This is a genomic window from Haloferax marisrubri (genome assembly GCF_001469875.2).
GTDB classification, from domain to species: Archaea; Halobacteriota; Halobacteria; order Halobacteriales; family Haloferacaceae; genus Haloferax; species Haloferax marisrubri.
Genome location: NZ_LOPW02000001.1, coordinates 191333 through 214311, shown reverse-complemented (window position 1 = coordinate 214311; position 22979 = coordinate 191333). Strand labels below are relative to the sequence as shown.

The 22979-nt window shown below is 68.9% G+C and carries 23 protein-coding genes and 1 pseudogene; 13 read left to right on the top strand and 11 right to left on the bottom strand.

Going from position 1 to position 22979, the window contains the following annotated elements:
• The 4 genes and pseudogenes from AUR65_RS01070 to AUR65_RS20525 all read left to right on the top strand — a co-directional run.
• The coding region (locus AUR65_RS01070) for a DEAD/DEAH box helicase (RefSeq protein ID WP_058565959.1) at window positions 1–1847 on the top strand (1847 nt) is incomplete at its 5' end.
• Window positions 1848–1973: 126 nt separating this feature from the next.
• Window positions 1974–3218 (top strand): type III ribulose-bisphosphate carboxylase, encoded by a 1245-nt coding sequence (rbcL, locus tag AUR65_RS01065; protein ID WP_058565958.1) that lies wholly within the window; start codon window positions 1974–1976, stop codon window positions 3216–3218.
• Window positions 3219–3497: 279 nt separating this feature from the next.
• A pseudogene (locus tag AUR65_RS20530) lies at window positions 3498–5231 on the top strand (cache domain-containing protein); the annotation flags it as partial.
• Complete coding sequence (locus tag AUR65_RS20525) at window positions 5223–6428, top strand: methyl-accepting chemotaxis protein (RefSeq protein WP_394337332.1); 1206 nt, start codon at window positions 5223–5225, stop codon at window positions 6426–6428. The pseudogene AUR65_RS20530 and the gene AUR65_RS20525, both read left to right, overlap by 9 nt.
• A 36-nt stretch (window positions 6429–6464) precedes the next feature.
• Here the strand turns inward: AUR65_RS20525 and AUR65_RS01055 are convergent, their stop codons facing one another.
• Window positions 6465–8159: an NADH-quinone oxidoreductase subunit D gene (locus AUR65_RS01055; protein WP_058565957.1), complete on the bottom strand. Its 1695-nt coding sequence runs from the start codon at window positions 8157–8159 to the stop codon at window positions 6465–6467.
• Between the two features lie 97 nt (window positions 8160–8256).
• Between AUR65_RS01055 and AUR65_RS01050 the strand changes: the two genes are divergently transcribed.
• On the top strand, window positions 8257–8919 hold the full coding sequence (locus AUR65_RS01050; protein ID WP_058565956.1) for a helix-turn-helix domain-containing protein: 663 nt from the start codon (window positions 8257–8259) through the stop codon (window positions 8917–8919).
• Here the strand turns inward: AUR65_RS01050 and AUR65_RS01045 are convergent, their stop codons facing one another.
• The 7 genes from AUR65_RS01045 to AUR65_RS19650 form a co-directional block, all read right to left on the bottom strand.
• Window positions 8920–9873 (bottom strand): ribose 1,5-bisphosphate isomerase, encoded by a 954-nt coding sequence (locus AUR65_RS01045; protein WP_058565955.1) that lies wholly within the window; start codon window positions 9871–9873, stop codon window positions 8920–8922.
• Window positions 9874–9922: 49 nt separating this feature from the next.
• On the bottom strand, window positions 9923–11401 hold the full coding sequence (locus AUR65_RS01040; protein WP_058565954.1) for an AMP phosphorylase: 1479 nt from the start codon (window positions 11399–11401) through the stop codon (window positions 9923–9925).
• Between the two features lie 60 nt (window positions 11402–11461).
• On the bottom strand, window positions 11462–11887 hold the full coding sequence (trxA, locus tag AUR65_RS01035; protein ID WP_058565953.1) for a thioredoxin: 426 nt from the start codon (window positions 11885–11887) through the stop codon (window positions 11462–11464).
• A 232-nt stretch (window positions 11888–12119) separates the two neighbouring features.
• Window positions 12120–12413: a DUF7521 family protein gene (locus AUR65_RS01030; RefSeq protein ID WP_004064151.1), complete on the bottom strand. Its 294-nt coding sequence runs from the start codon at window positions 12411–12413 to the stop codon at window positions 12120–12122.
• The gene (locus AUR65_RS01025; protein ID WP_004971053.1) at window positions 12413–12787 is read right to left on the bottom strand and encodes a helix-turn-helix domain-containing protein; all 375 of its coding nucleotides are present in this window, start codon (window positions 12785–12787) and stop codon (window positions 12413–12415) included. Before AUR65_RS01025 ends, AUR65_RS01030 begins: the two co-directional genes overlap by 1 nt.
• A gap of 27 nt (window positions 12788–12814) precedes the next feature.
• On the bottom strand, window positions 12815–14161 hold the full coding sequence (locus AUR65_RS01020) for an oxidoreductase (protein ID WP_058565952.1): 1347 nt from the start codon (window positions 14159–14161) through the stop codon (window positions 12815–12817).
• Window positions 14162–14220: 59 nt separating this feature from the next.
• Complete coding sequence (locus AUR65_RS19650; RefSeq protein ID WP_158250814.1) at window positions 14221–14373, bottom strand: hypothetical protein; 153 nt, start codon at window positions 14371–14373, stop codon at window positions 14221–14223.
• Between the two features lie 125 nt (window positions 14374–14498).
• Between AUR65_RS19650 and AUR65_RS01015 the strand changes: the two genes are divergently transcribed.
• Window positions 14499–15527, top strand: a complete 1029-nt coding sequence (locus AUR65_RS01015) for a succinylglutamate desuccinylase/aspartoacylase family protein (RefSeq protein WP_058565951.1) — start codon at window positions 14499–14501, stop codon at window positions 15525–15527.
• Window positions 15528–15566: 39 nt separating this feature from the next.
• Here AUR65_RS01015 and AUR65_RS01010 read toward each other — a convergent pair whose 3' ends face one another.
• Genes AUR65_RS01010 through AUR65_RS01000 form a run of 3 tightly spaced genes read right to left on the bottom strand, consistent with a single transcriptional unit; the run spans window position 15567 to window position 17165 of the window.
• Window positions 15567–15797, bottom strand: a complete 231-nt coding sequence (locus AUR65_RS01010) for a hypothetical protein (protein WP_058565950.1) — start codon at window positions 15795–15797, stop codon at window positions 15567–15569.
• Window positions 15794–16318: a macro domain-containing protein gene (locus tag AUR65_RS01005; protein ID WP_058565949.1), complete on the bottom strand. Its 525-nt coding sequence runs from the start codon at window positions 16316–16318 to the stop codon at window positions 15794–15796. The genes AUR65_RS01010 and AUR65_RS01005 overlap by 4 nt, the downstream gene beginning before the upstream one ends.
• A gap of 1 nt (window position 16319) precedes the next feature.
• Window positions 16320–17165, bottom strand: a complete 846-nt coding sequence (locus AUR65_RS01000) for an aldo/keto reductase (RefSeq protein ID WP_058565966.1) — start codon at window positions 17163–17165, stop codon at window positions 16320–16322.
• A 113-nt stretch (window positions 17166–17278) separates the two neighbouring features.
• Between AUR65_RS01000 and AUR65_RS00995 the strand changes: the two genes are divergently transcribed.
• The 7 genes from AUR65_RS00995 (at window position 17279) to AUR65_RS00970 (ending at window position 22973) form a co-directional block, all read left to right on the top strand.
• Entirely contained in the window at window positions 17279–17965 is a 687-nt protein-coding gene (locus tag AUR65_RS00995) for a YqjF family protein (RefSeq protein ID WP_058565948.1), read from the top strand.
• 114 nt (window positions 17966–18079) lie between these two features.
• Window positions 18080–18526 carry a hypothetical protein gene (locus AUR65_RS00990; RefSeq protein WP_058565947.1) on the top strand — a complete coding sequence of 149 codons (447 nt, stop codon included), beginning with the start codon at window positions 18080–18082 and terminating at the stop codon, window positions 18524–18526.
• Between the two features lie 106 nt (window positions 18527–18632).
• The gene (locus AUR65_RS20420) at window positions 18633–18758 is read left to right on the top strand and encodes a hypothetical protein (RefSeq protein ID WP_269844084.1); all 126 of its coding nucleotides are present in this window, start codon (window positions 18633–18635) and stop codon (window positions 18756–18758) included.
• Complete coding sequence (locus tag AUR65_RS00985; RefSeq protein WP_058565946.1) at window positions 18755–19792, top strand: metallophosphoesterase family protein; 1038 nt, start codon at window positions 18755–18757, stop codon at window positions 19790–19792. The genes AUR65_RS20420 and AUR65_RS00985 overlap by 4 nt, the downstream gene beginning before the upstream one ends.
• Window positions 19783–20559 carry a DUF7260 family protein gene (locus tag AUR65_RS00980; RefSeq protein ID WP_058565945.1) on the top strand — a complete coding sequence of 259 codons (777 nt, stop codon included), beginning with the start codon at window positions 19783–19785 and terminating at the stop codon, window positions 20557–20559. The genes AUR65_RS00985 and AUR65_RS00980 overlap by 10 nt, the downstream gene beginning before the upstream one ends.
• A gap of 81 nt (window positions 20560–20640) precedes the next feature.
• Window positions 20641–21105, top strand: a complete 465-nt coding sequence (locus AUR65_RS00975) for a PH domain-containing protein (protein WP_058565944.1) — start codon at window positions 20641–20643, stop codon at window positions 21103–21105.
• Entirely contained in the window at window positions 21102–22973 is a 1872-nt protein-coding gene (locus tag AUR65_RS00970; protein WP_058565943.1) for a PH domain-containing protein, read from the top strand. Before AUR65_RS00975 ends, AUR65_RS00970 begins: the two co-directional genes overlap by 4 nt.
• Window positions 22974–22979 lie beyond the last annotated feature (6 nt).

The following is a 22979-nucleotide window of genomic DNA, read 5'->3' as shown; positions in this document are numbered from 1 at the left end:
CCCCGCCGCAGGTCGCCGCCGCCGAGGCCGGCGTCGCGGAGGGCGGCCGCGTCGTCGCCGCCATTCCGACCGCCAGCGGCAAGACGTTCATCGCGGAACTCGCCATGCTCACCGCCGACGGACCGGCGCTCTACATCGTCCCGCTTCGCGCGCTCGCCCGCGAGAAGTACGAGACGTTCGACCAACTCCCCGGCGTGAGCGTCGGCATCTCCACCGGCGACTTCGACGCGGCCGAGGAGGAACTCGGCGACCACGACATCGTCGTCGCCACGAGCGAGAAGGTCGACTCCGCGATTCGAAACGGCGCGCCGTGGGTCGAACGCCTCGCCTGCGTCGTCGTCGACGAGGTCCACCTCCTCGGCGCGCCGGGGCGCGGACCGACGCTCGAAGTGACGCTTTCGACGCTCCAGCGCCGCGTCCCCGACCTCCAACTCGTCGCCCTCTCGGCGACCGTGGACAACCCCGAGGCCATCGCCGACTGGCTCGACGCGGCGTTAGTCGAGAGCACGTGGCGACCCGTCTCGCTCCGCACCGGCGTCTACGCCGACGAGACCGTCGCGTTCGACGACGGCACGGACCTCGACGTGGCCGTCCCCCCGACCGGCCCGAACGACGACGAGGCCACGGAGGCGACCGTCGCGCTCGTCGAAGACGCGGTCGAGACCGGCGGGCAGTGTCTCGCGTTCGTCCGGTCGCGCCGCGAGGCCGAGGCGCTCGCCGACCGCCTCGCCGACGAGGACCTCTCGCCCGCGCCCGCCCTCGGCGACGAACTCGACGAACTCGGCGGCACCGCGACCGGCCGCCAGCTCTCGGAGTGCGCCCGCACCGGCGTCGGCTTCCACCACGCCGGGTTGCGGAGCGCCCACCGGGTCGCGGTCGAGAACGCCTTTCGGGACCGCCGGCTCGCGGTCATCTGCGCGACGCCGACGCTCGCCGCCGGGGTGAACGTCCCCGCTCGCCGGGTCGTCATCCGCGACCAGAAGCGCTACACGGGCGACGCGATGGAATGGATTCCCGTCCTCGACGTGCACCAGATGTGCGGCCGCGCCGGCCGCCCGCACCTCGACCCGTTCGGCGAGGCGGTCCTCGTCGGCGACGCGGACACGAAAACCGAACTGTTCGACCGCTACGTCACCGCCGACGCCGAGGCCGTGGACTCGCAGTTCGCCGACCCCGAGGCGCTCCGGACGCACGTCCTCTCGGTCGTCGCCTCCGGGTTCGCCGACAGCCTCGACGGCGTCGCCGACGTGTTCTCGGCGACCTACTACGCCCACCAGAACCCGAGCGTGGACCTCGCGGAACTCGTCGCCGACGTGGTCTCCGACCTCGAAGCGATGGAGTTGCTCGACGTGACGAAGGGAACGCTGTCGGCGACGACGCTGGGCGCACAGACGTCCAGGCAGTACATCTCACCGACGACCGGGGCGCGCATCGTCTCGGGCATCCGCACCATCGAGGAGATGGCAGACGAACACGTCACCGCCCGGACCGTCCTCGAAGTCGTCTGCGACACGCCGGACATGCACGACACCTACCTCGGCAACCGAGAGCGGGCGCTCATGTACCAGTACGCCCGGAGCCACGCCGCGGAGTTCACCACCGCGATGCACGACGCCGACCCCTTCGAGGAGTGGCTGACGGCGGTCAAGACCGCCCGCATCCTCCACGAGTGGACCGAGGGCTCGGACATCGAGGAACTCGTCGAGCGCTACCGAATCGGGCCGGGCGACGTGGAGTCCCGCGTGGAGCGCGCCGAGTGGTTGCTGGGCGCGGCCGACGCCCTCTGTACCGCCCTCGACGCGGACGTGCCCGAGTTCCGCGAGGTCCGGGCGCTGCTGTCGCCCTGACGCGGGGCCGACCACGTGAGACACCCGTGATGACTCCGCTACGCGTCGAACCGTCTTCCTTCGCATCGAGGGGCCAAAGGCGCTTCGGGATGCCGTTTTAAGCTTCGCGGGGGCGTAGGCGAAGCTATGGGTATCACGTACGAAGACTTCCTCGACCTCGAGTACGAACCGACCGACGAGGACCTCGTCTGCACCTTCCGCATCGACCCCGCGACGGGGATGTCGACGGAGGCGGCGGCGAGTCGCGTGGCCTCGGAGTCCTCCAACGGCACGTGGGCAGCCCTCCAGACCGGCGCGGACTTCACCGACATGGGCGCGACGACGTTCGACATCGACGGCGACCTGATTCGAGTCGCCTACCCCGCCGGCCTGTTCGAACCCGGAAACATGCCGCAGGTGCTGTCGTGCATCGCCGGCAACATCATGGGGATGAAGGCGGTCGACACGATTCGCCTCCTCGACTGCGAGTGGCCCGAGTCGGTCGTCTCGGCGTACCCCGGCCCGCTGTACGGGTCGTCGGTCCGCGAGGAGATATTCGGCGTCACCGACCGCCCCATCACGGCGACGGTCCCCAAGCCGAAAGTCGGCCTCTCGACCGCCGCGCACGCGCAGGTCGGCTACGACGCGTGGGTCGGCGGCGTCGACCTCCTGAAGGACGACGAGAACCTGACCGACCAGGCGTTCAACCCCTTCTCAGACCGCCTGACCGAGTCGCTGTCGCTCCGCGACGACGCCGAGGACGAGACGGGCGAGAAGAAATCGTACCTCATCAACGTCACCGCCGACACCCAGACGATGCTCGACCGCGTCGACGAGGTGGCCGCGCAGGGCGGCGAGTACGTCATGGTGGACATCATCACCGCTGGCTGGGCGGGCCTCCAGACCGTCCGCGAGCGCACCGAGAAACACGGGCTGGCGATTCACGCCCACCGGGCCATGCACGCCGCCTTCGACCGGCTCCCGTCCCACGGCGTCTCGATGCGGGTGCTCGCGCAGATAAGTCGCCTCTGCGGCGTCGACCAACTCCACACCGGCACCGCCGGCCTCGGCAAACTCGCAAACGAGGACACCGTGGGCATCAACGACTGGCTCACGGGCGACCTGTACGGAACGACCGACGTGCTGCCGGTCGCCTCGGGCGGTCTCCACCCCGGTTTGCTCCCCGACCTGCTCGACGCCACGGGGACGAACGTCTGCGTCCAACTCGGCGGCGGCATCCACGGTCACCCCGACGGTACCCGCGCGGGTGCGGTCGCGCTTCGCTCGGCCATCGACGCCTACGTGGAAGGGCGGCCTATCACCGAGGCCGCCGAGGAGACGCCGGAACTCGCCGTCGCCCTCGACAAGTGGGGGACGGAGACGCCGCGGTAGGGTCCGACGGGCGGTGTGGCTCTCCCACCGTCGCAATTGTTGCTGTTTCGTGACAATGGTTCGAAACGTGTTGAGTGATTACTGCAATATCGAGTGAGGAATCGACCCGCTATTTGACGGGGACTCGAAGTAGTTCGACGTTCGAATACCGCCGATGATAATTGGCGAGTGAGTTTTATACGGTTGTTTTCGCAGAGCTACACTCAGAGCAATTCGGCCACGAACCGGCTGTTCGGCGCGTATTGGGGGACGCCGGAATTCGCCGATATCAACCACACCATGAAAATACGAACGAAACTCATCGCGCTCTGTCTCGCCATCTCGCTGATTCCCGTAGCAGTCGTTGGCGTCGCGGGCGTCCAAGGAATGAATAGCATTGGAAATTACGCCCAAGACCAAAGCGAGGCCACGCTGGAAGGGCAGATCACCACCGACCTGAACCACACCGTCGCCGCCCGGCAAGAAGAGATACAGAACCTCCTCGACGCCCGCCGAATCGACGCCCTCGCGCTGGCTGACTCGGCACCGGTGCAGAACTACGAGGCCGCCCGCGACGGGGAGATGGAACTCGTCCAAGAACAGAGCCAAGCGCAGTTGGGCTACATGGCGCTTCAGATGCGCGCCACCGTCGAGACCACGAAAGAGACCGTTCTTGCGAACCAGTACGGCGGACAGGACTGGGACGAACTCACACCGACGGAGCAACAGCAGGTGAAAGACCGGGTCGAAGCGCGAATCGCCGGAACCGCCGGAGACGGCGTCCAACAGAGCGGGACGCTTTCCGACTCGTTCTACCCCGGCTACGTCGGCTCGACCGGCTACGCGTTCATCCTCGACAGCGACCTCGACTTCGTCGTCCACCACAGCCTCGAAGACGGGGTCAACGCCGTCGACGACGCCGGGATAGCGGCGTTCAATCAGGTGCCCGCCGAAATCGAGTCGAACGCCGCCGTCCGCAACGGCGAGGACTGGGGCAGCGTCGAGTACGAGTGGGAAGACACCACACAGGAGGGCAACCCCGTCGAGGAGAAGTTCGTCTCGTACGCCTACCACGAGGACTTCGACTGGGTGCTCGCGCCGAGCGTCTACTACTACGAACTGCAGACGGCCGCCGTCTCCGACGCCCGCAACCAGATTAACGACTCGTTCCGGAGCTACCTCGAAACCCGCGCCGTGACCATCGACGGCGAGGAACACCCCGCCTACGACGAGATTCTGTTCACCGACGAGAACGGACAGGGCATCGTCCAAGCGACGCGCACGGACGGCGGTATCGCCACCGAGTCGGTGTCCGGCACCTCGTTCGCGGACGAGGACTGGTTCCAGACCGCGACCGAGCTTCAGGAGGGCGAAATCCAAGTCAGCGAGGTGATGACCGTCGACGGCGAGTCCGCCGTCTACGTCACCGCCCCGGTCTACCGCGGGGGAGAACTCGCGGGGACTATCACGCTCCAGTTCAACTTCGAGCTCCTCAACACGCTCATCGACGACATCCAGGTCGGTGAGTCCGGTCACCTGACCATCGTGAGCGAGGATGGGAGCCTCCTGACCGACTCGGAGGAGTCGCTCGGCTCCGCCGAGTCCGAAATCGCCGAGAACGTGACGGCAATCGTCGGCCAGAGCGGACTAACCACCCACGAGACGACCGGCCAAGGCGGCGAATCGGCCCGCTACTTCGTCGGCTACGCGCCGCTCCACTTCGGGAACGGTCAGTACGAACTCGTCGCCACCGTCCCCGAGTCCGACGTGACGGGCCCGATCGAACAGCTCGGTCAGGCGATGAACGACCGAGCAGACACCGCCCGGAACATCATGCTCCTGTTGATCGTCGGCCTCATCGTGGTCGTCGTCGGCGTCGGCTACGTCGCCGCGCGGTACTTCTCGGAGCCGATAGAGGCGCTTCGGGACCGCGCCCAGTCGCTCGCCCGCGGCCGGTTCGACGACGACGGCGACATCGACGCCAACGACGACGAACTCGGCGAACTCGTCGAGGCGTTCGACGACATGCAGGGGAACCTCCAACAGCAGGTCTCGGCGCTTCGAACCGCCGGGACGGAACTCGGAGACGGCAACCTCGACCAGAACCTCCGGACCGACCTCCCCGGCGAGTTCGGTGCCATCATGACCGACCTCGACACCGGGATTCAGAAGCTCCAAGACGGCTTCGTCGAGGTGCAGTCCGTCGCCGACGAGTTCGCGGCGGTGAGCAACGAGACGGTGTCGAGCGCGAAGGAAATCGAGTCCGCGAGCCAGGAGACCGCGCGGTCGGTCGAGGAAATCGCCCACGGCGCGGAACAGCAGACCGAACGGCTCCAGACGGTCGCAAACGAGATGAACGACCTCTCTGCGACCATCGAGGAGGTCGCGGCCTCCGCCGACGGGGTTGTCCAGTCGGCGAACCAGGCCGTGTCGCTCGCCGACGAGGGGCGCGAGCACGCCGCGGAGGCGACCGACGAGATATCCACCATCGAGAGCGAGGCCGACGAGGCCGTCGAGCGGGTCGAAGCCCTCGGCGAGCAGGTCGGCGAAATCAACGAAATCGTCCAACTCATCAACGACATCGCGGAGCAGACGGACCTGCTCGCGCTCAACGCCTCCATCGAGGCCGCCCGCGCGGGCGAGGCCGGCGAGGGCTTCGCCGTCGTCGCCAACGAAATCAAGGCGCTGGCGAAGGAGGCCAGTCAGGCAACCGACGAGGTGGAAGCGCAAATCGACGAGGTGCGCGACCGCGCCGACGACACGGTCGACGACATGCAGTCCATGCAGGAGAGCGTCGAGAGCGGGTCCGAGACCATCGGCGACGCCATCGAGATGTTCGACCACATCTCCGGAGCGATTCGCGAGGCCGAACACGGCGTCGAGGAGATTTCGCAGGCGACCGAGAACCAGGCCGTCTCGACCGAGGAGGTCGTCTCGATGGTCGACGACGTGTCGAGCGTGAGCGAGGAGACGACCTCGGAGACGGCGACCGTCTCCGCGGCGACCGAAGAACAGACCGCCGCGATAAACGAGGTGACGCGGAACATCCAGCAGGTGTCGGAGTCCGCCGAGTCGCTCAACGACCTCGTCGGTCGGTTCGACGTCGGTCAGGGCGGCCGCGGCGGCGACGCGCCGCCCGAGGCGACTCCCGCCGCGCAGTCGCAGTCGGGACCGCAGGCCGTCGCCGACGGGTCGGGTGAGGGGACCGGCCCCTCGCCGTCGGACGACTGAGCCGGCGACGACCGGCGGCGGCCGTCCCGCCGCCGACTACCGGTCTACTTCTCCCATTATCGTGTCGAGGCTCCCGAGCGCCGCGATGAGGTCCGGGATGTACTCGCCTTCGGCCATCTCGGGAAGCGCCTGCAGGTTCGAAAACGAGGGGCCGCGAATCTTGAACCGCGCCGGGGTGTCGGTGCCGTCGGCGCGGATGTAGATACCCAACTCCCCTTTCGCGGCCTCGACGGCGCGGTAGACCTCGGTGTCGTCGTCCGGTTTGATGGTGCGCGGGACGTTCGACTGGATGGTCCGCTCGTCGTCGGGCCAGTCTTCGAGCAGGTCGACGCACTGGGCGACGATTTTGGCCGACTCCTCGACTTCGCGGAGGCGGACGAGCAGGCGCGCGAAGTTGTCGCAGTCGTCCTCGACGGCGACGTCCCAGTCGAGTTCGTCGTAGTAGCCGTAGGGGTCGTCGCGGCGGAGGTCGTAGTCGATGCCGGAGCCGCGAGCGACCGGCCCCGTCACGCCGTAGTCCTTCGCCACCTCGGGCGGGAGGATTCCGGTCTCGACCGTGCGGGCCTGCAGAATCTCGTTCGCCGTCAGGAGGTCGTGGTACTCCCGCAGTTTCTCGGGGAGGCCGTCGACGAACGTCCGAGTCTTCTCGAAGAACTCTTCGCGGGGTTCGGGGAGGTCCCAGACGACCCCGCCGAGCCGGAAGTAGTTGAACATCAGCCGCTGGCCCGTGAGGTCTTCGAGGATGTTCTGGACGAGTTCGCGGTCCCGAAGCGCGTACTGAAACGTCGCGGTGAAGTCGCCGATGACGTCGAGGGCGTACGCGCCGACCGCGAGCATGTGCGAGAGGATGCGACTCAGTTCGGCCGCCAGCGTCCGGAGCACCTGCGCGTAGTCGGGCACGTCGATGTCCGCCAGCGCCTCTGCGGTGCGGGCGTAGGCCCACTCGTTCAGGAGACCGCCGCCGCCCCAGTCCCAGCGGTCGGGGTACGGCATAATCTGGTGTCGGTAGGTGCCCCGCTGGCACATCTGCTCCTCGCAGCGGTGGATGTAGCCGATGTCGGGTTCCACGTCCGCGACCTGCTCGCCGTCCAGCGTGACCTGCAGGTGCATCACGCCGTGGGTCGCCGGGTGGTGCGGCCCGATGTTGAGGAGCATCGTGTTCGTGTCGGCGCGGCCGTCTTCGGCAAGCGGGTTCGCGTTCTCGTCGTAGCGGACGACCTGCGGACGCGTCTGGTCGTAGTCCAATCCGAGCGGATGACCCTGCCACGTCTCCGGCAGGAGGATGCGACGCAGGTCAGGGTGGTCCTCGTATTCGATACCGACGAGGTCGTACGCCTCCCGCTCGTGCCACTCGGCCGTCCGAAACACCGGCGCGGCGGACTCGCTGACGGGGTCGGTGCGGGGCGTCGGGACGACGACGCTCGCCTCTCGGGTCGGGTCGTCGTACGACTTCAGGTGATAGACGGACTCGTAGCGGTCCTCGTACTCCTGTGCGGTCACACACGAGAGGTGGTCGAGGCCGAGGTCCTCGCGGAGGGCCGAAAGCGACGACTGCACCGCGTCGGGGCGAATCTGGACCGCGGGCGCGTGGACGTGCTCCTCGGTGGCGAGGACGGCGTCGCCCAACGCCCGCCGGAGCGCGTCGGCGTCGAGGGGACCGGAGGCGTCGTCGGCGAGCGCGGCGGGGTCGTCGTCGGACTCGGGGGTCTGTCGCGGGCGTTCGAGTGACATGGCGGCTGACACCCGTTCGTTCGTCCGGTCGGCCGTTCGGCGTTCTGCCTCACGAGTGCGGCCAGTTTTTATACTGCGGTCGAATCAATCCGCTGGCATGAAATCGGTCAGGCTTCGCTTCACGCCCGGGAACGAGCAGATTCACCCGATGCACGAGTTCGTCGTCGACCACGAGGCGTTCGAGCGGACCGAACTCCACCATTGGAACCCGACGGTGACCGACAGGAACACCATCGTCTTCGAGGTCTTCGGCTCCGACATCGAGGCCTACGAGGCGGCGCTCGCGGAGACCGAACGCATCCGGTCGTACGAGGTCTCACAGCTCCCCGGCGACTCCTTTTTCATCGTGGTGAACGAGCGGCTCGACGCGGCGGGCGCGAGACAGACGGCGGCCGTCACGCGGGGCGACCTCATCGTCGTCCCGCCGGTCGTCTTCGACGGCGACGGTACGGTGTCGGTGACGCTCGTCGGCACCGACGACGCCCTCCAGTCGGCGGTCGAGGAGCTACCCGAGGGGCGCGGTCTCGAAATCGTGCAGGTGCGAGAGTACACTGGTCCGGGAAGCGTCTCGGCCGGGTCGCTGTCGCCCCGCCAGCGCGAGGCCGTCGAGGTCGCCGTCGACTGCGGCTACTACCGCGAGCCGCGGACCGGGTCGGTCGCCGACGTGGCCGCTCGGCTCGACTGCTCGACGAGCACCGCGGCGGAGCACCTGCGCAAGGCGGAAATGAAGGTCATGGGCGACCTCGTCGGCGGGCCGTGACTAGGGTTCGACCCACGGCTCCGAGGTGCCCTCGCCGAACAGCTCCCGCATCAGGATGACGATGCTCTCCGGTGGGAACTGCCCTCGCTCGGTGACGATGGCGTCCACGTAGCGCGGCGGCGTCACGTCGAACGCGGGGTTCTTGACGGTCGGGTTGCCGAGCTCCGCGAGCGTCTCGTCGTCGATGACCTCCGCGGTGTCGCGCATCTCGATATCGACGGTGTGGCCGGTCATCGTCCCCGGGTGGAGTTTGAGCGTCTGCGCGGCGACCATGATGGGCGTCCCCCGGTCGCGGGCGTTGACCGCGAGGCCGCTCGTCCCGATTTTGTTGATGACGCTCCCGTCGGCCGCGACGGCGTCCGCGCCGACGAGCACGTGGTCCACGTCGTTGAGGTAGCGGCGGGCCGCCGAGTCGACGATGAGCGTGACGGGCACGCCCAGTTCGTCGAGCCGCTTCGCGGTGATGTGTCCCTGATTTCTGGGCCGCGTCTCCTTGACGACGGCCTCGATGTGCTTTCCCTGTTCGACGGCCGCCTCGACGCACGCCAGCGCGTCTGTCGAGTGGCAGTGGGTCATGATGGTGTCGCCGTCGCGGAGGCGGTTCGCGCCGACCTCGCCGAGGTCGGCTTGGGCCCGTTCGAGGCGGGCGCAGAACTCGTCTGCCGACTCGACGACGTTCTGCCGGGCTCCCTCGACGGTCGTACTCGACATGCCGCGGAGGACGTACCGGAGGGCGTTGGGGAGGCTCACGGCGGTCGGCCGCGTCTCGTAGAGCGTCCGGGCGGCCGCGCGGAGTTCGCCCCGGAACGCCTCGGCGTCGGCGGCGTCGCTCTCCGTGGCCTGCGTCCGGAGCGCCCGCGCGGCCGCGTCGGCAATGGTCGCCGCGCCGCGAATCTCCATCGTGTCGATTTCCGTCGCGGTGCGTCGGACCTCGGGATGTACGCGGTCGTCCATGCGAGAACTACGGGCGTCGAATGGAAAAAGGTCGCCGCGGGGGCGGCGGTCAGACTCGGTCGACGAGCGCCTCGTCGGGGTGTCGCACCCGGACGGTCTCGACGCGCTCCGAGAGCGCCTTCGCGTCGGCGAGTTTGTCCTCGGACTCGGCGTGGACGGTAAAGAGCGTCTCGCCGCTGGCGGCCATCTCGCCGACGCGGCGGTGGAGTTCGAGGCCCGCGCCGGGGTCCCTCGGCGCGCCGGCCCGGCGAGCGACCTCGTTGACGAGGCGGTTGTTGACGTGCGTGACCACGCCGTCGCGGTCGGCGCGGACCGCGACGGTGTGCCGGCCGGGCGAGAGGTCCGCGGCCTCAACGTCGGGGTCGCCGTTCTGCGCGGCGAGTATCTCGCGGAAGGTCTCCTCGGCCCGCCCGGAGTCGAGGATATCGGCGGCGTCGGCGTCGACGCCGGTGGACTCGAACAGCAGGTCGGCGAGGCGAATCGCTTTCACCCGCAGGTCGTTCGGACCGCCGCCGGCGAGCGTGGCGAGGACCTCGCGGGCTTCGAGCACGGGACCGACGCCGCGGCCGACCGGCGCGGCCCCGTTCGTGATGGCGCACTCGATGGCCATCCCGAGGTGGTCGCCGACGCGGTTGAAGTCCTCCGCGAGTTCGCGCGCCTCGGCGAGGCTCTCGACTTTCGCGCCCTCGCCGTAGGGGATGTCGACGACGACGTTGGTCGAGCCGGCGCTCTGTTTCTTCGAGAGGACGGAGGCGATGAGTTGGCCCTTCGGGTCGATGGAAAGCGGCGTCTCGGCGCGGATGATGCGGTCGTCGACCGGCGAGAGGTTCACCGCGCCGCCCCAGACGAGACAGCCGCCGGTCTCCCCGACGATGTCGCGTATCTCCGCGACGGAGAACTCCACGTCGCAGAGGACCTCCATCGTGTCGGCGGTGCCCGCGGCCGAGGTGACGGCCCGCGAGGAGGTCTTCGGAATCTTCAGCCCCGCCGCGGCGACGATGGGGACGAGAATCGGCGTGACGCGGTTGCCCGCGACGCCCCCGATGGAGTGTTTGTCGGCGATGACCGGCTCCTCCCACGCGATGGTCTCGCCCACGTCCGCCATCGACTCCGTGAGGTGCATCGTCTCCTCCATCGACAGCCCGTTCGTGTAGGTCGCGGAGACGTACGCCCCGAGTTCCACGTCGGCGAGACGCTCCTCGTAGATGTCGCGGACGATTTGGGACAGTTCGTCGGCTTCGAGTTCGATGTCGTCGAGCTTCTTGCGGATGTAGTACACCGAGTCGGGTTGCGGCGCGACCGACACCTCCACGTCGCCCTCGATGTGGCCGAGCCGGCGCGTCACGCCGAGCGTCCCCTCGGAGACGAGTTCGTCCGTCAGCTCCACGATGCCGATGGTCGTCCGCCCGTCTCGGCGCAGTTGGACGCGTTCGAGCGCGTGGACCCCGAGTTCGGCCGCGTCGCTCTCGTTCAGGAGGACCGTCGGCGACCGGGTGCCGATGTCGATGGGTTCGGCGACGAGTTGCATACCCGAAGGTCGGACGAGAACGCCAATAAACCGACCCCGAATCTCGGGGAGGGAGAACGCTTACGCGAGGTGGGCTTCGACGAGGTTCTTCAGGTCGTCGTAGCCGCGGACGCCGACGAGCTGTTCGACCGCCTCGCCGTCGGCGAACAGCACCATGGTCGGGACGCCCCGAACCTGGTACTGGGCGGCGAGTTCCTGGTTCGCGTCCACGTCGACCTTGGCGACCGCGGCGTCGGTGTTCTCCGCGAGCTTCTTCACCGTGGGTTCGAGCATCTTGCACGGTCCGCACCAGTCCGCGTAGAAGTCCACGAGGACCACGTCGTTGGAGGCGACGGCGTCTTCCAGCTCGTCCACGCCGCCGACGTGAATCGGCTCTGCCGGGGACGAGGCGGCTTCCTTCGCCGAACTTCCGCCGTCACTACGGAGCTTGGATTCGAGTTGTTCGCGTTTCTGCTTCCGGATGTCGTTCAGTTCTTCGTCGGACATACCTACCGATACCGGCCGCGACCTAATAACGGTTTTGCACAATTCGAGCAATAATATCGACAACCTCTGCGTCGTGATAACGGTGTGCATCGAGCGGCGCGACGCTGTGACTCACGATGAGTGTCCGGCGGGGAAACGACGGAAAACGGCGGTGGAGAACCGTGGCGGGCACGACCGCGGTCGGGATGATTCGAAAGCGACTCTGAGCGTCGAGGCGGGTCGGAGCGCGCGGTCAGTCGACGTACAGCGAGTAGGTGATGACCGCGAAGCCGATGAGCGTCAGCACCGAGTCGATGAGCAGTCCGGTGGCGAGGTCGACGTTGAGAATCACGTCGAGCGCGCCGCCGAGCATCGCACCGAGGGTGACGACGCCGAAACCGAGCGCGAGCGCGCGGAGCGACGCCGCCCCCGTGTTCCGGTACGCCTTGTAGCTGAAGTAGGTGATGAGCCCGCCGAGGACGAGGATGCCCGTCTTGACGACGATAATCATCGTCGTAATCGTCGGCGAGGCGCTGAGGTGCCCCATCAGGTCTCCCTCCGGACCCGCGACCAGATGTCCGCGAGGCGTTCGTCGGGCGTCTGCTCCGGGCGGCCGACCGCGACGTCGAAGTCGCGGTCCTCGTTGAGGGCGATTCGAACCTCGTCGAAGGCGACCTCGTAGGTCGTCGCGTGGTGACCGTCCGCGCGAATCTGGGTCCCCTCGGCGAGGAGCGCCGCGTCGGTGAGCAGGTCCAGCTTCCTGTACGTCGTCGAAAGCGGGATGTCACACGTGTCTGAAATTTCACTTGCCGTCATGGGTTCTTCGAGTCCTCTGATGATGGCTCGTGCGTCCGCGTCGTCGAGCGCGTCGAGCACCGCCGTCAGTTCGGCCGACTCCATCGCGGACCGGTCGCGCGCCATTACCCAGACTCACCGACGAGAGCCTTATTAACCCTCCGGGTCGGGCCCGTCTCCATCCGCCGTCTCGGGGGCTCTGTCGTATGCGCCCTCCATTCTGAGGGTTCCCGCGCGGGCCAACACCTCGGGCGTTCGACAGACGCCCGGCGCGCCCGTCGCCTGCGGCACCGCGCAGTTGTTGCAGTTCTCGCAGACGACCCGCGTGTCGGCCGAGACCTCGCGACCGAGCAGTCGCGCCGGGAGTTCCGGTTCGGCGTAGAACGGCCGGGCCATCCCGACGGCGTCGCAGGCGTCGCCGAGCAGTCGGTCGATTTCGCCGCGCTCGCGGATGCCTCCCTCGCAGAGCACGGGCACCGAGACGGCGTCGCGGACGCGGCGGCACAGGTCCGCGTTCCACGCCGGGTCGAAGTCGTACCACGCGGCCTCGATTCGGTTGCCGAGTTCGACGAGTCGCGCGCGAAGCGGGCCGCCGAAGGCCGCGTCGTAGCCGTCGCGGTAGCGGTCGTCGCGCCACGCGCGGGCCGGAAACGACCCCCGGACGATGCTCGCGTCCCAGAACACCGACCCCGAAACGGGGACGAGCGCGTCGTAGCCGGCGTCGTCGAGGCGGCGGCAGATGTCGACCGCGTCGTCCTCGGTCAGACGTTTGCGGATGCCGGGCGGCGCGGCCGTCTCGGCCGGCACTTTGGTCATGAGCGGCACGTCGCCCGCCCGTGTGCGGACCTCGTCGGCGACGACTTCCAGAAACCGGACGCCGTCGCCGAACTCGTCGTCCCGGCGGTTGTAGAACGGCGAGAGGAACTGGTGGACGATGCCCATGTTCGCGCCGGCGACGTGGACCACGTCGTAGCCGGCGTCGACGGCCATCGCCGCGGACCGGCCGAAGTCGGCCGCGAGGTCGTACACCTCGTCGGTCGTCATGACGTGGGCGTCGTAGTCGAGGAAGCCGAGGCTGTCGAGGAGTCTGAGGAGTCGCGGCGGCCGGGAGACGGCGAGCTGTCGCAGGTCGGGGTGGTCGCGCCGGTACGCGGCGTGCCACGTCTCCATACTGCGCAGGCCGCCGTACTCCAACTGGACCGCGACAGCCGCGCCGTGGTCGTGGATTCGCTCCGTCACCGCCGACAGCGACGCCGCGAACTCGGGGTCGGCGATTCGCGTCATCCCCGGCGCGGCACAGCCGCCCGTCTCGCGGACGATGGTCGCGCCCTGACAGATGAGGCCCGCGCCGGCCCGCGCCGCGGGTTCGAGTTCCGCCGCGAGGCGCTCGGGCGCGTCGGGACCGGTGCCCGCGCATTCGAGCACCGGCGCGCGGTAGAGCCGGTTTCGGAGCGTGAGCCCGCCGATTTCGAGCGGGTCGTCGAGCCGAGGAGTCGCCATGAGGACGACATGGCGCGCGAGCGACGTAAATCGACGCGGCGGTCGGTCGCCGCGTCAGTTCACCAACTGGTCCCGCCGCCGATATCGATAATCGCGCCGCAGCGCCCGCACTCCGAGACCTGCAGGGGGTCCGAGCCGGCGTGTCGGACGACCACGTCACCGGGACCCGCGGGGGAACCGCACCGCTTGCAGACCGGGCGTTTCGCCGTCATCTGTGGATACACATCTCTCGGGGAGACAGACGACTGCGGCGGAGATAGCCGTGTTGTCCCGCGTCTGTCCGGACGGGGCCCGAAGCCGGTCAACCTTCTTACCCGTCGGCTCCGATGACCGTCCCATGGACCCCGAACCGTTCAGGTACGACTCGGAGGTGCCGCCGGGCGAGGTGCGACACCTCAGGTACGAAATCAGCGAGACGTACCTCGGCGACCCCGTCGAGATTCCCGTCACCGTCATCAACGGCGAGCAGGGCGGGCCGTCGGTCTTCATGACCGCGGCGCTCCACGGCGACGAACTCAACGGCGTGAAGGTGATGCAGGAGGTCGCGAGCCGGTACAACCCAGCCGACATCCACGGCACTATCGTCTGCATCCACGTTGCGAACGTTCCGGGCTACCTCGCCCAACAGCGCTACATCCCCATCTACGACCTCGACCTGAACCGGTCGTTCCCCGGCCGCGACGGCGCGAACACGGCCGAGCGCATGGCGAACCAGATTTACCGCCGGTTCGTCGAGCCCTGCGACCTCGGCATCGACTTCCACACCTCGACGCGCAACCGGACGACGATGTACCACGTCCGCGCCGATATGAGCCGCCCCGAGGTCGCCCGCCTCGCGCGGTCGTTCGGCGCGAACCTCATCCTCTCGGGCGAGGCCGAGGCGAGTTCGCTCCGCACCGTCGCCACGAACGACGGGATTCCGACCATCACCGTCGAGATGGGCCGCGCCCACCGCTTCCAGCCGGCGATGGTCGACCGCGCGCTCGAAGGCGTCGAGAGCGTCCTCGCCGAGTACGGCGTCCTCCCGGACGAGGCGGTCAGCTGGCCGGGCTGGACGCGCGTCATCGACTCCGCGACGGACAAGACGTGGCTCCGCGCCGACGTGGGCGGCCTCGTCGAGATGCAGTACGGCGACGTGCCGCTGGTCCACGAGGGCGACACCATCTGCACCATCTCGGACCACTTCAAGACGAGAGAAAAGCGCGTCTCGGCCCCCTTCACCGGCCTCGTCGCCGGTGTCCTCCAGAACCCGGTCGCTGCGCCCGGCCACCCGCTGTGCCACCTCGTCAGCGTCGACGACGCGACGCTCCGCGAGATAGAGCGCGAAATCGAGGCCGGCGAGTTCACGGAACGCCCGTGGAGTTAGGGCGAACGTGGTGAACGCGTCGCCGAGGACGCCGCTCGGTCAGTCGTCCGCGCCGACCTGCTCGTGAGTGTGGTGGAAAAACCGGACGTGCGGCCGCCCGTCGCGTTCGACCGGTTCGAAGCAGACGCGCCGGTACCGCTCGTTGTCGAGGAGATTGACCAGCAGACCGCGGTCGTGGAGCGAAACAGAGTCGGAGGGCGTCGAACAGACGGGGCACAGTTCCGGGTCGGCGTCGCCCCCCGGCGGGTCCGGGTCGATCGCGTCGCTCATTTTCGCTCCCCCGTCTCCGTCCCGACCGCATCGGCGACCCGCGAAATCGTCTCGAACTCGTCGTCCGCGTAGGCGATGAACCGAACGTCGCGGAGCGAGATTGGCTCGAACGCTGCGAGTTCCTCGCAGATGAGTCGCGCGCCGTCGGCGAGGTCGAACCCGGCGACGCCACAGCCGAGCGCCGGAATCACGAGCGATTCACAGCCGCGCTCGTCCGCGGCCCGAAGGGCGTTTCGCGTGGCGTCGCGGATGCTCTCGGCGGTCGCCTGCCCGTCCCCGTAGTGAGGCATCGCCGCGGCGTGAATTACGACCTCGGCGTCGAGGTCGAAGGCGTCGGTGACGGCGACCGCGCCGAGGTCTATCGGTCCCTTCGCCATCGCCGCGTCGTTCAGTTCGGGACCGCCGCCGCGACGGAGCGCGCCCGCGACGCCCGAGCCCATCCGAAGGCTCGTCCCCGCAGCGTTCACCAGCGCGTCGGCCGACTGAGCGGCGATGTCGCCCTGCACGACGGTGAAGTTCATGTCAGGCGAGTCGGTCCATGTCCTCGTCGTCGAGGTCGATGTGCGAGGCCGCCACGTTGTCGCGGAGGTGCGAGACGCTGGACGTGCCGGGGATGGGGAGCATCACGTCGGCGCGGTGCAGAAGCCACGCGAGGGCGATTTGTTGGGTCGTCGCGTCGTGTTTCGCCGCGACCGCGGAGACGGCGTCGGCCCGGTCGCCGAGGTCGCCCGCGCCGAGCGGGTACCACGGGATGAAGCCGACGCCGTACTTCTCGCAGGCGTCGAGGCTGGCCTCGAACTCGCGGTCGCCGACGTTGAAGCGGTTCTGGACCGTGGCGATATCGACGATGTCGCGCGCCTCGTCGAGCTGTTCGACCGAGACGTTCGAGAGACCGACGTGTCGAATCAGCCCCTCGTCTTTCATCTCCGCGAGCGCGTGGACCGAGTCCTCGAAGGGGACGTGCGGGTCGGGGCGGTGGAGCTGATAGAGGTCGATGGTGTCCACCCGGAGGCGGTCGAGGCTCCCGAGGACGGCGTTTCGGAGGTAGTCGGGGTCGCCGTTGGGCTTCCAGTCGCCGTCGGTGTTGCGAAGCAGGCCGCCCTTGGTGGCGACCACGAGGTCATCGGGGTAGGGCGCGAGCGCCTCGCCGATGAGGCGCTCGGAGACGGCGGGGCCGTAGGAGTCCGCCGTGTCGATGAGGTCGATACCGTGGACGAGCGACTCGTGGAGGACCTTCCGCGCGTTCTCCACGTCGTCCGGCTCGCCGATGATGTCGTCGCCGGTGATACGCATCGCGCCGAAGCCGAGTCGGTGAACCGTGAGGTCGCCGCCGATATCGAACGTGCCGCTTGCATTTTCGAGTCCCATGAGTGACAGTTCGTCGCCAGACACCTGTGCGTTTCGTTGGGGGAAACCTGCCGCAGAGCGCGGCTCCCGCCGACTGCCGAAACTCACACGCATCGCCGGTCCTAACGGCCGCTATGAACCTCCTGTCGATGCGCTGGCGACACACGCTGTTCGCCCACTGGCCGGTCGACCCCGAACTCGTGGAGCCGCGACTCCCCGACCGGCTCTCGGTGGCCACCTACGACGGGCGGGCGTGGCTCGGCGTCGTCTCGTTCGACATGACGGACATCCGCCCGCGCGGGTCGCCCATCGGACTGGGGTTCCCCGAGGTGAACCTCCGGACCTACGTCGAACCCGCCGACGGCGGCCCCCGCGGCGTCTACTTCTTCACCCTCGACGCCGCGGACCGCCTCGGCGTGGCGATGGCCCGACTGGGCTACCGGCTCCCGTACCACTACGCGAACATCTCGGTCGAGGAGCGAGACGGCACGGTCGACTACGAGAGCTACCGGCCCGCGACGGCCGAGACGCCGGACGCGCGGTTCGAGGCGACCTACCGACCGACCGGCGAGGTCCGAACCCTCGACCCCGGGTCGCTCGACGCGTTCCTCGTCGAGAACTACCGCTTCTACACGGACGACTGGCCCGTCGTCATCGGCGACATCGACCACGACCCGTGGCCGATACAGGACGTGGAAGCGGAGATTCGCGCGAACACGATGTTCGAGGCCTGCGGCTTCGACCACCCCGGCGGCGACCCGATACTCCACTACGCGGCCGACCTCGACGTGACGGCGAAGCCGCCCGCGATGCTTCGCTGACTTCGTTCGCCTCGGGAGAAACCGCTCACACGAACGCGACGGGCGCGGCTGGGACATCTCTCTCGCCCGAGCGAAGGTGAAACCTTCAAGCATCGCTGAACTAACCCGACGGACATGGCACTCATCGACACCGTGATGGCAACGCTCCACCTCGTCGTCGGCGGTCTCTGGACGGGGAGCGTCCTCTTTTTCGCGCTCGCCGTGTTGCCGACCGCCCGCGCCGGGAACATCCGCGCCGCCGCGTTCGAATCGGTCGTCTCGCGCCTGACGATGTGGTCCCGCGGGGCCTCCCTCGTGATGTTCGCGACCGGCGGCCACCTCGCCGGCACGCGCTACACCGCCGAGAGCCTGCTCGGCACCGGCCGCGGCCACCTCGTCCTCGGGATGCTCGCGCTCTGGTTCGTCCTGACCGGCCTCGTCGAAGTCGGCCGCTCCCGCGCGAAGGACGGCCTCGCGGAGAAGAAGGTCCGCACGCCCGCCGAGAAGGCCGCACCGTTCTACCTCGGTGCCGCGCTCGTCGCCGTTCTCCTCCTCGTCGACGCCGGCCTGCTCCTCAACTGACGCCGGCCCCGACTCCCGAGGGCTCCGTAGAGTATCTATATCTATATTCAAAAATATATATTTTGTACGATATGTTTATCATCTCGGTCCGGGTGGGTCCACGTGTATGCACGGGGACGAGACGAGCGCCACCGAGTCGCCGCTTCGAATCGAGTTGTGTCCCGACACCGGGCGGATACGCGTCCACCGGGAGACCGCGCTGGGGACGTTCACGCGGACCATCGACCGATGAGTCCGGACGCCCCGCCGACCATCGGGGAGACGCCGGTCGGAAAGTCGGCCGAGCGAGGTCCCGGTCCCGTGCTCGCGCGCCTCGCACGACCGGTCTCGGAGACGCCGACCCGGCTCGCGGTCGTCGCCGACCCGCACGTCACGCCGACAGGGTCCGGCACGTGGAAAGTCTACCACCGGAGCGAGACGCGGCTTCGGACCGCCGTCTCGACCATCGCCGACCTCGACGTCGACGCGACGGTCCTCCTCGGCGATCTGACCCGCGACGGCCGCCCCGTGGAGTACGACGTGGTGGACGAAATCCTCCGCGACCTGCCGGGGCCGCGGGTCGCGGTCCCCGGCAACCACGACGTGCCGAAGCGCTGGGACGACTACGACGCCCCGACGCCGGCCGAGTTCGCGGCGCGCTACGCCGACGACGCCCTCCCGTTCGTCCGTCGGGTCGGCGGCGTCGATATCATCGGTCTCGACTCCGCCAGCGGCGGCCCGGACCTCGCCCTCACCGACACCCACGAGGGGGCCGTTCCCGACTCCCAACTCCGCTGGCTCGACACCGTCCTCGCTGACGCGACGACACCGGTCGTCGTCCTCCACCACAACGTCTTCCACCCCCGCCGCCACACCGGGCAGTTCCCCGACGCCGACTTCTACCAACTCCGCAACGCCGACGAACTCGCCGCGGTCCTCGCGCGCCACGACGTGCCGCTCGTGCTCTCCGGGCACATCCACTGGCCCGCGACGGCCGTGAGAGCCGGCGTCCGCGAACTCATCGCCCCGGCGACCTGCTCGTTCCCGCAGTCGTTCGTCGTGGTCGATATCGACCGCCGCGGGACGACCGTCCGACTCGTCCCGCTCGCGGGGCCGAAGGGCATGGCCGAGGCCTACACTCTCGCCGCCAGCGGGGCCGCCCACGGACAGGGCATCGCCGCGCACGCCGACCGCGGACAGCTGTCGGCGCTCCCGCTCGTCGACGAGCGGACGCCGCCGCGGCGGGTCGTCGGCTCGGACGTTCCGGGGGCGGTTCGATGGCGGTGAGTCTCGACCGCCTCGCCGACGCCCATAGCGCCCTCCGTGCCGAGCGCCGGCGCTGCGTGGACGAACGCGAGGCGTTCCGGGCGTTCCGCCGCGAGGTCGCCGCGTCGCAGGCGACGGTATCGACTCCGAATCAGGCCCCCGCGGCCGCGACGCTCGTGGGCCAGCGGGGTGGACGAGGTGGAACCGACGCCGCGCTCTCCGGCCTGCGCCGGAGCTACGAGCGGACAGTAATGTCCGTCCCGCACTACGACGAGGAGTACGGCGACGCCTTCGAAGACAGCCTCGCCGCCGAGTTCGGCCCGGACGTGGCGACCGCGTTCCGGTCGGCGAGCGTCCTCTCGCCGCCGCTCCGGCGCACGGTCGCGGCGGCGGCCGCGTCGTCGCTGGACGAGCGCGAGCAGTTCATCGAGGTCGTCGACGAGGAGGCCGAGTCGGTGGCGTCGATGCGCGGCGAGGTCGAAGCCCTCCTCGGGCGACTCGACGACCTCGACCGGACGCCGCTTTCCGAACGCGGGTTCGACGCGCTGTTGGCGCTCTACGAGGACCTCTCGGCGCTCCGCGAGCGGCTCGAAGAACTCGTCGCGGCGCGACAGGAGACGATTTCCCACCACCGACGGGCGCTCTCGGCGCTGGTGCCGGACGTGACGGAGTTCTTCTACGCCGCCCTGTCGGTGCGGTACCCGGTGCTCGCGACGCTCGCGGAGGTCGGCGCGACGCTCGACACCGCGACTCGCCGGGTCGAACGCCACCTCGCCGCCACACCGTAGGCCGATTCCCGCGGCCACAGTTATTTATCCGTTCAAGGAGACGCCGGAGTATACGATGTTCACGCGCTCGGAGGGATTCCCGTGAATCGCCTCCACCCCCGTATCCGTCTTCTCTGGGTCGCCCGAGCGGTCGTGTTCGCGCTCGTCGTCGGCGGCGTGGCGACCGCGGCGACGCTGTTCGCGCCCGTCTCGATACCTTCGTTCGTCCCCGTCGTGGTCGGCGGCGTCTTCCTCGTCGGCGGCGTCGCAATGGCCCTGCTCCGGTATCGAGCGTGGGGTTACGAGGTCCGCGACGACTCGCTGTATCTCCAGCGCGGCGTCCTCACCAAGGTCAACACCGTCGTCCCGTTCGTCCGGGTCCAACACGTCGATTCGACCCGCGGCCCGCTCGAACGGCTCGTCGGCCTCGCGTCCACCGTCGTCTACACCGCCGGTTCCCGCGGCGCTGACGTGTCGATTCCCGGGTTGACGCCGGAGGGCGCAGAAGACCTCCAAGACCGACTGAAGCGCCTCGCAATCGCGTCCGAGGGCGACGACGCGGTATGACCCGGCTGTCGCCGCTCTCGGTGCCCTACCGGGCGGTCCAGCGCAGCGCCAGCATCGTCTTCGCGCTCGCCTTCTTCGCGTTCACCGGCGGGACCGCCTTCGGCGGGTTCCTCGGCGGCCTCGGCTCCGTCGCACTCGTCGGCGTCGTGGTCATCGCCATCGCCGGCTACGAACTCGCCTACTTCCGCCGGTTCGAGTACGAACTCACGCCGGACACCCTGGACATCCGCTCGGGCGTGTTCTCCCGACGCAACCGCGAGATTCCCTACCGGCGCATCCAGAACGTCGACATCTCCCGCAACGTCGCCCAGCGACTGGTCGGCATCGCCGCCGTGAACCTCGAAACGGCGGGCGGCGGCGAGACGGAAGGCAGTCTCCGCTTCGTCAGCTACGAGGAGGCCCGGCGCATCCAGTCGGAGGTCGCCCGCCTGAAACGCGGCGGTACAGACGGCGACGCGCCCGAGCCCGAACAGGAACTGCTGTTCGAACTGACGCCGCGAGAGCTGGCCATCGTCGGCGCGCTGTCGTTCGACCCCCGACTGCCCGGGCTCGTCTTCGTGTTCGGGTCGACCGTCTTCCCCGTCGTCGCCTCGTACGTGGACGTGCCACTCCCCGCCGGGAGCGCCGCGGCTGCGGGGGCCGGCATCGTCGCGCTGGTCCTCCTCGTGGCGCTCGTCTCGTGGGCCGCCGGCTTCGCCTCAGCGGTGGTGAACTACTACGGCTTCCGACTGACCCGCGTCGGCGACGAACTCCAGTACGAGCGCGGCCTCCTCCAGCGCTACAACGGGTCGATTCCGCTCGACAAACTTCAGACGCTCACCATCGAGGACAACCCCCTGAAGCGCCGGTTCGGCTACGCGACGCTCCTCGTTGAGACGGCGGGCTACGCGCCCGGCTCCGACGGGTCCAACGGGTCGGGCCGCGCCGGCCGCGGCTCCGAGGCGGCCATCCCGCTCGCGACCCGCGACCGCGTGCTCGGTCTCGTCGCCGACCTCGAAGGCGTCGAGGAACCGACGTTCGAGGGGCCGCCGACGCGCATCCGCCGGCGCTACGCCGTCCGCTACTCGCTCGTCCTCGGGGCGGCGACGCTTGCGCTCTACGGGGCGAACCGGTTCCTCCCGCAGGAGATTCCGTGGTTCGTCCCGCTGGCGCTCGTCCCGGTTGCCGTCGTCGCCGGCGCGCTCCAGTGGCGGCACCGCGGCTACGCGCTCGCCGAGGACCACTTCGTCACTCGAAACGGCTTCTGGAAGCGCGAGATGCGCTTTGTCCCCTACTACCGGGTACAGACGGTCATCGAGCGCCGGACGATTTTCCAGCGCCGCTGGCGCGTCTCGACGGTCACGGCGGACACGGCCGGGAGCATCTCCCTCGTCGGCGGCGACGCGACCGCCGTGGACATCGAAGTCGCCGACGCGGCGGAGCTTCGGGAGACGCTGAACGGCCGTCTTCGCGAGGCGCTTTCGGCGCGCCGCGAGGCCAGACAGCAGTCCCGACAGGCCGCACTCGGCATCCGCGCCGCGGAACCGGACCGCGACGCCGACGAGTACGGCGCGGAGTCCGTCGCCGACGCCGAAAACGACGTGAGCGAAACGCCCGAGTTCGTCGAGGAGGCCGAACCAGCGGCCGCCGAGGCCGCCGAGGCCGAGGACGTGGTCGAGGATACTGACGACGCTGACGACGCTGACGATACCGACGACGCCGGCACCGACACCGACACCGACGCCGACGGCGCTGAGGACGACGAAGACGAAACGGAGGAGACGGGCGACCCCTTCATCTGGGGCGAGTCGGTCGAGTCCGGGAGCGAGGAGGGCGACGAAAACGCGGACGACCCCGAGGAATCGAGCGACGAGCGGGGAGCTATATAGACGCGG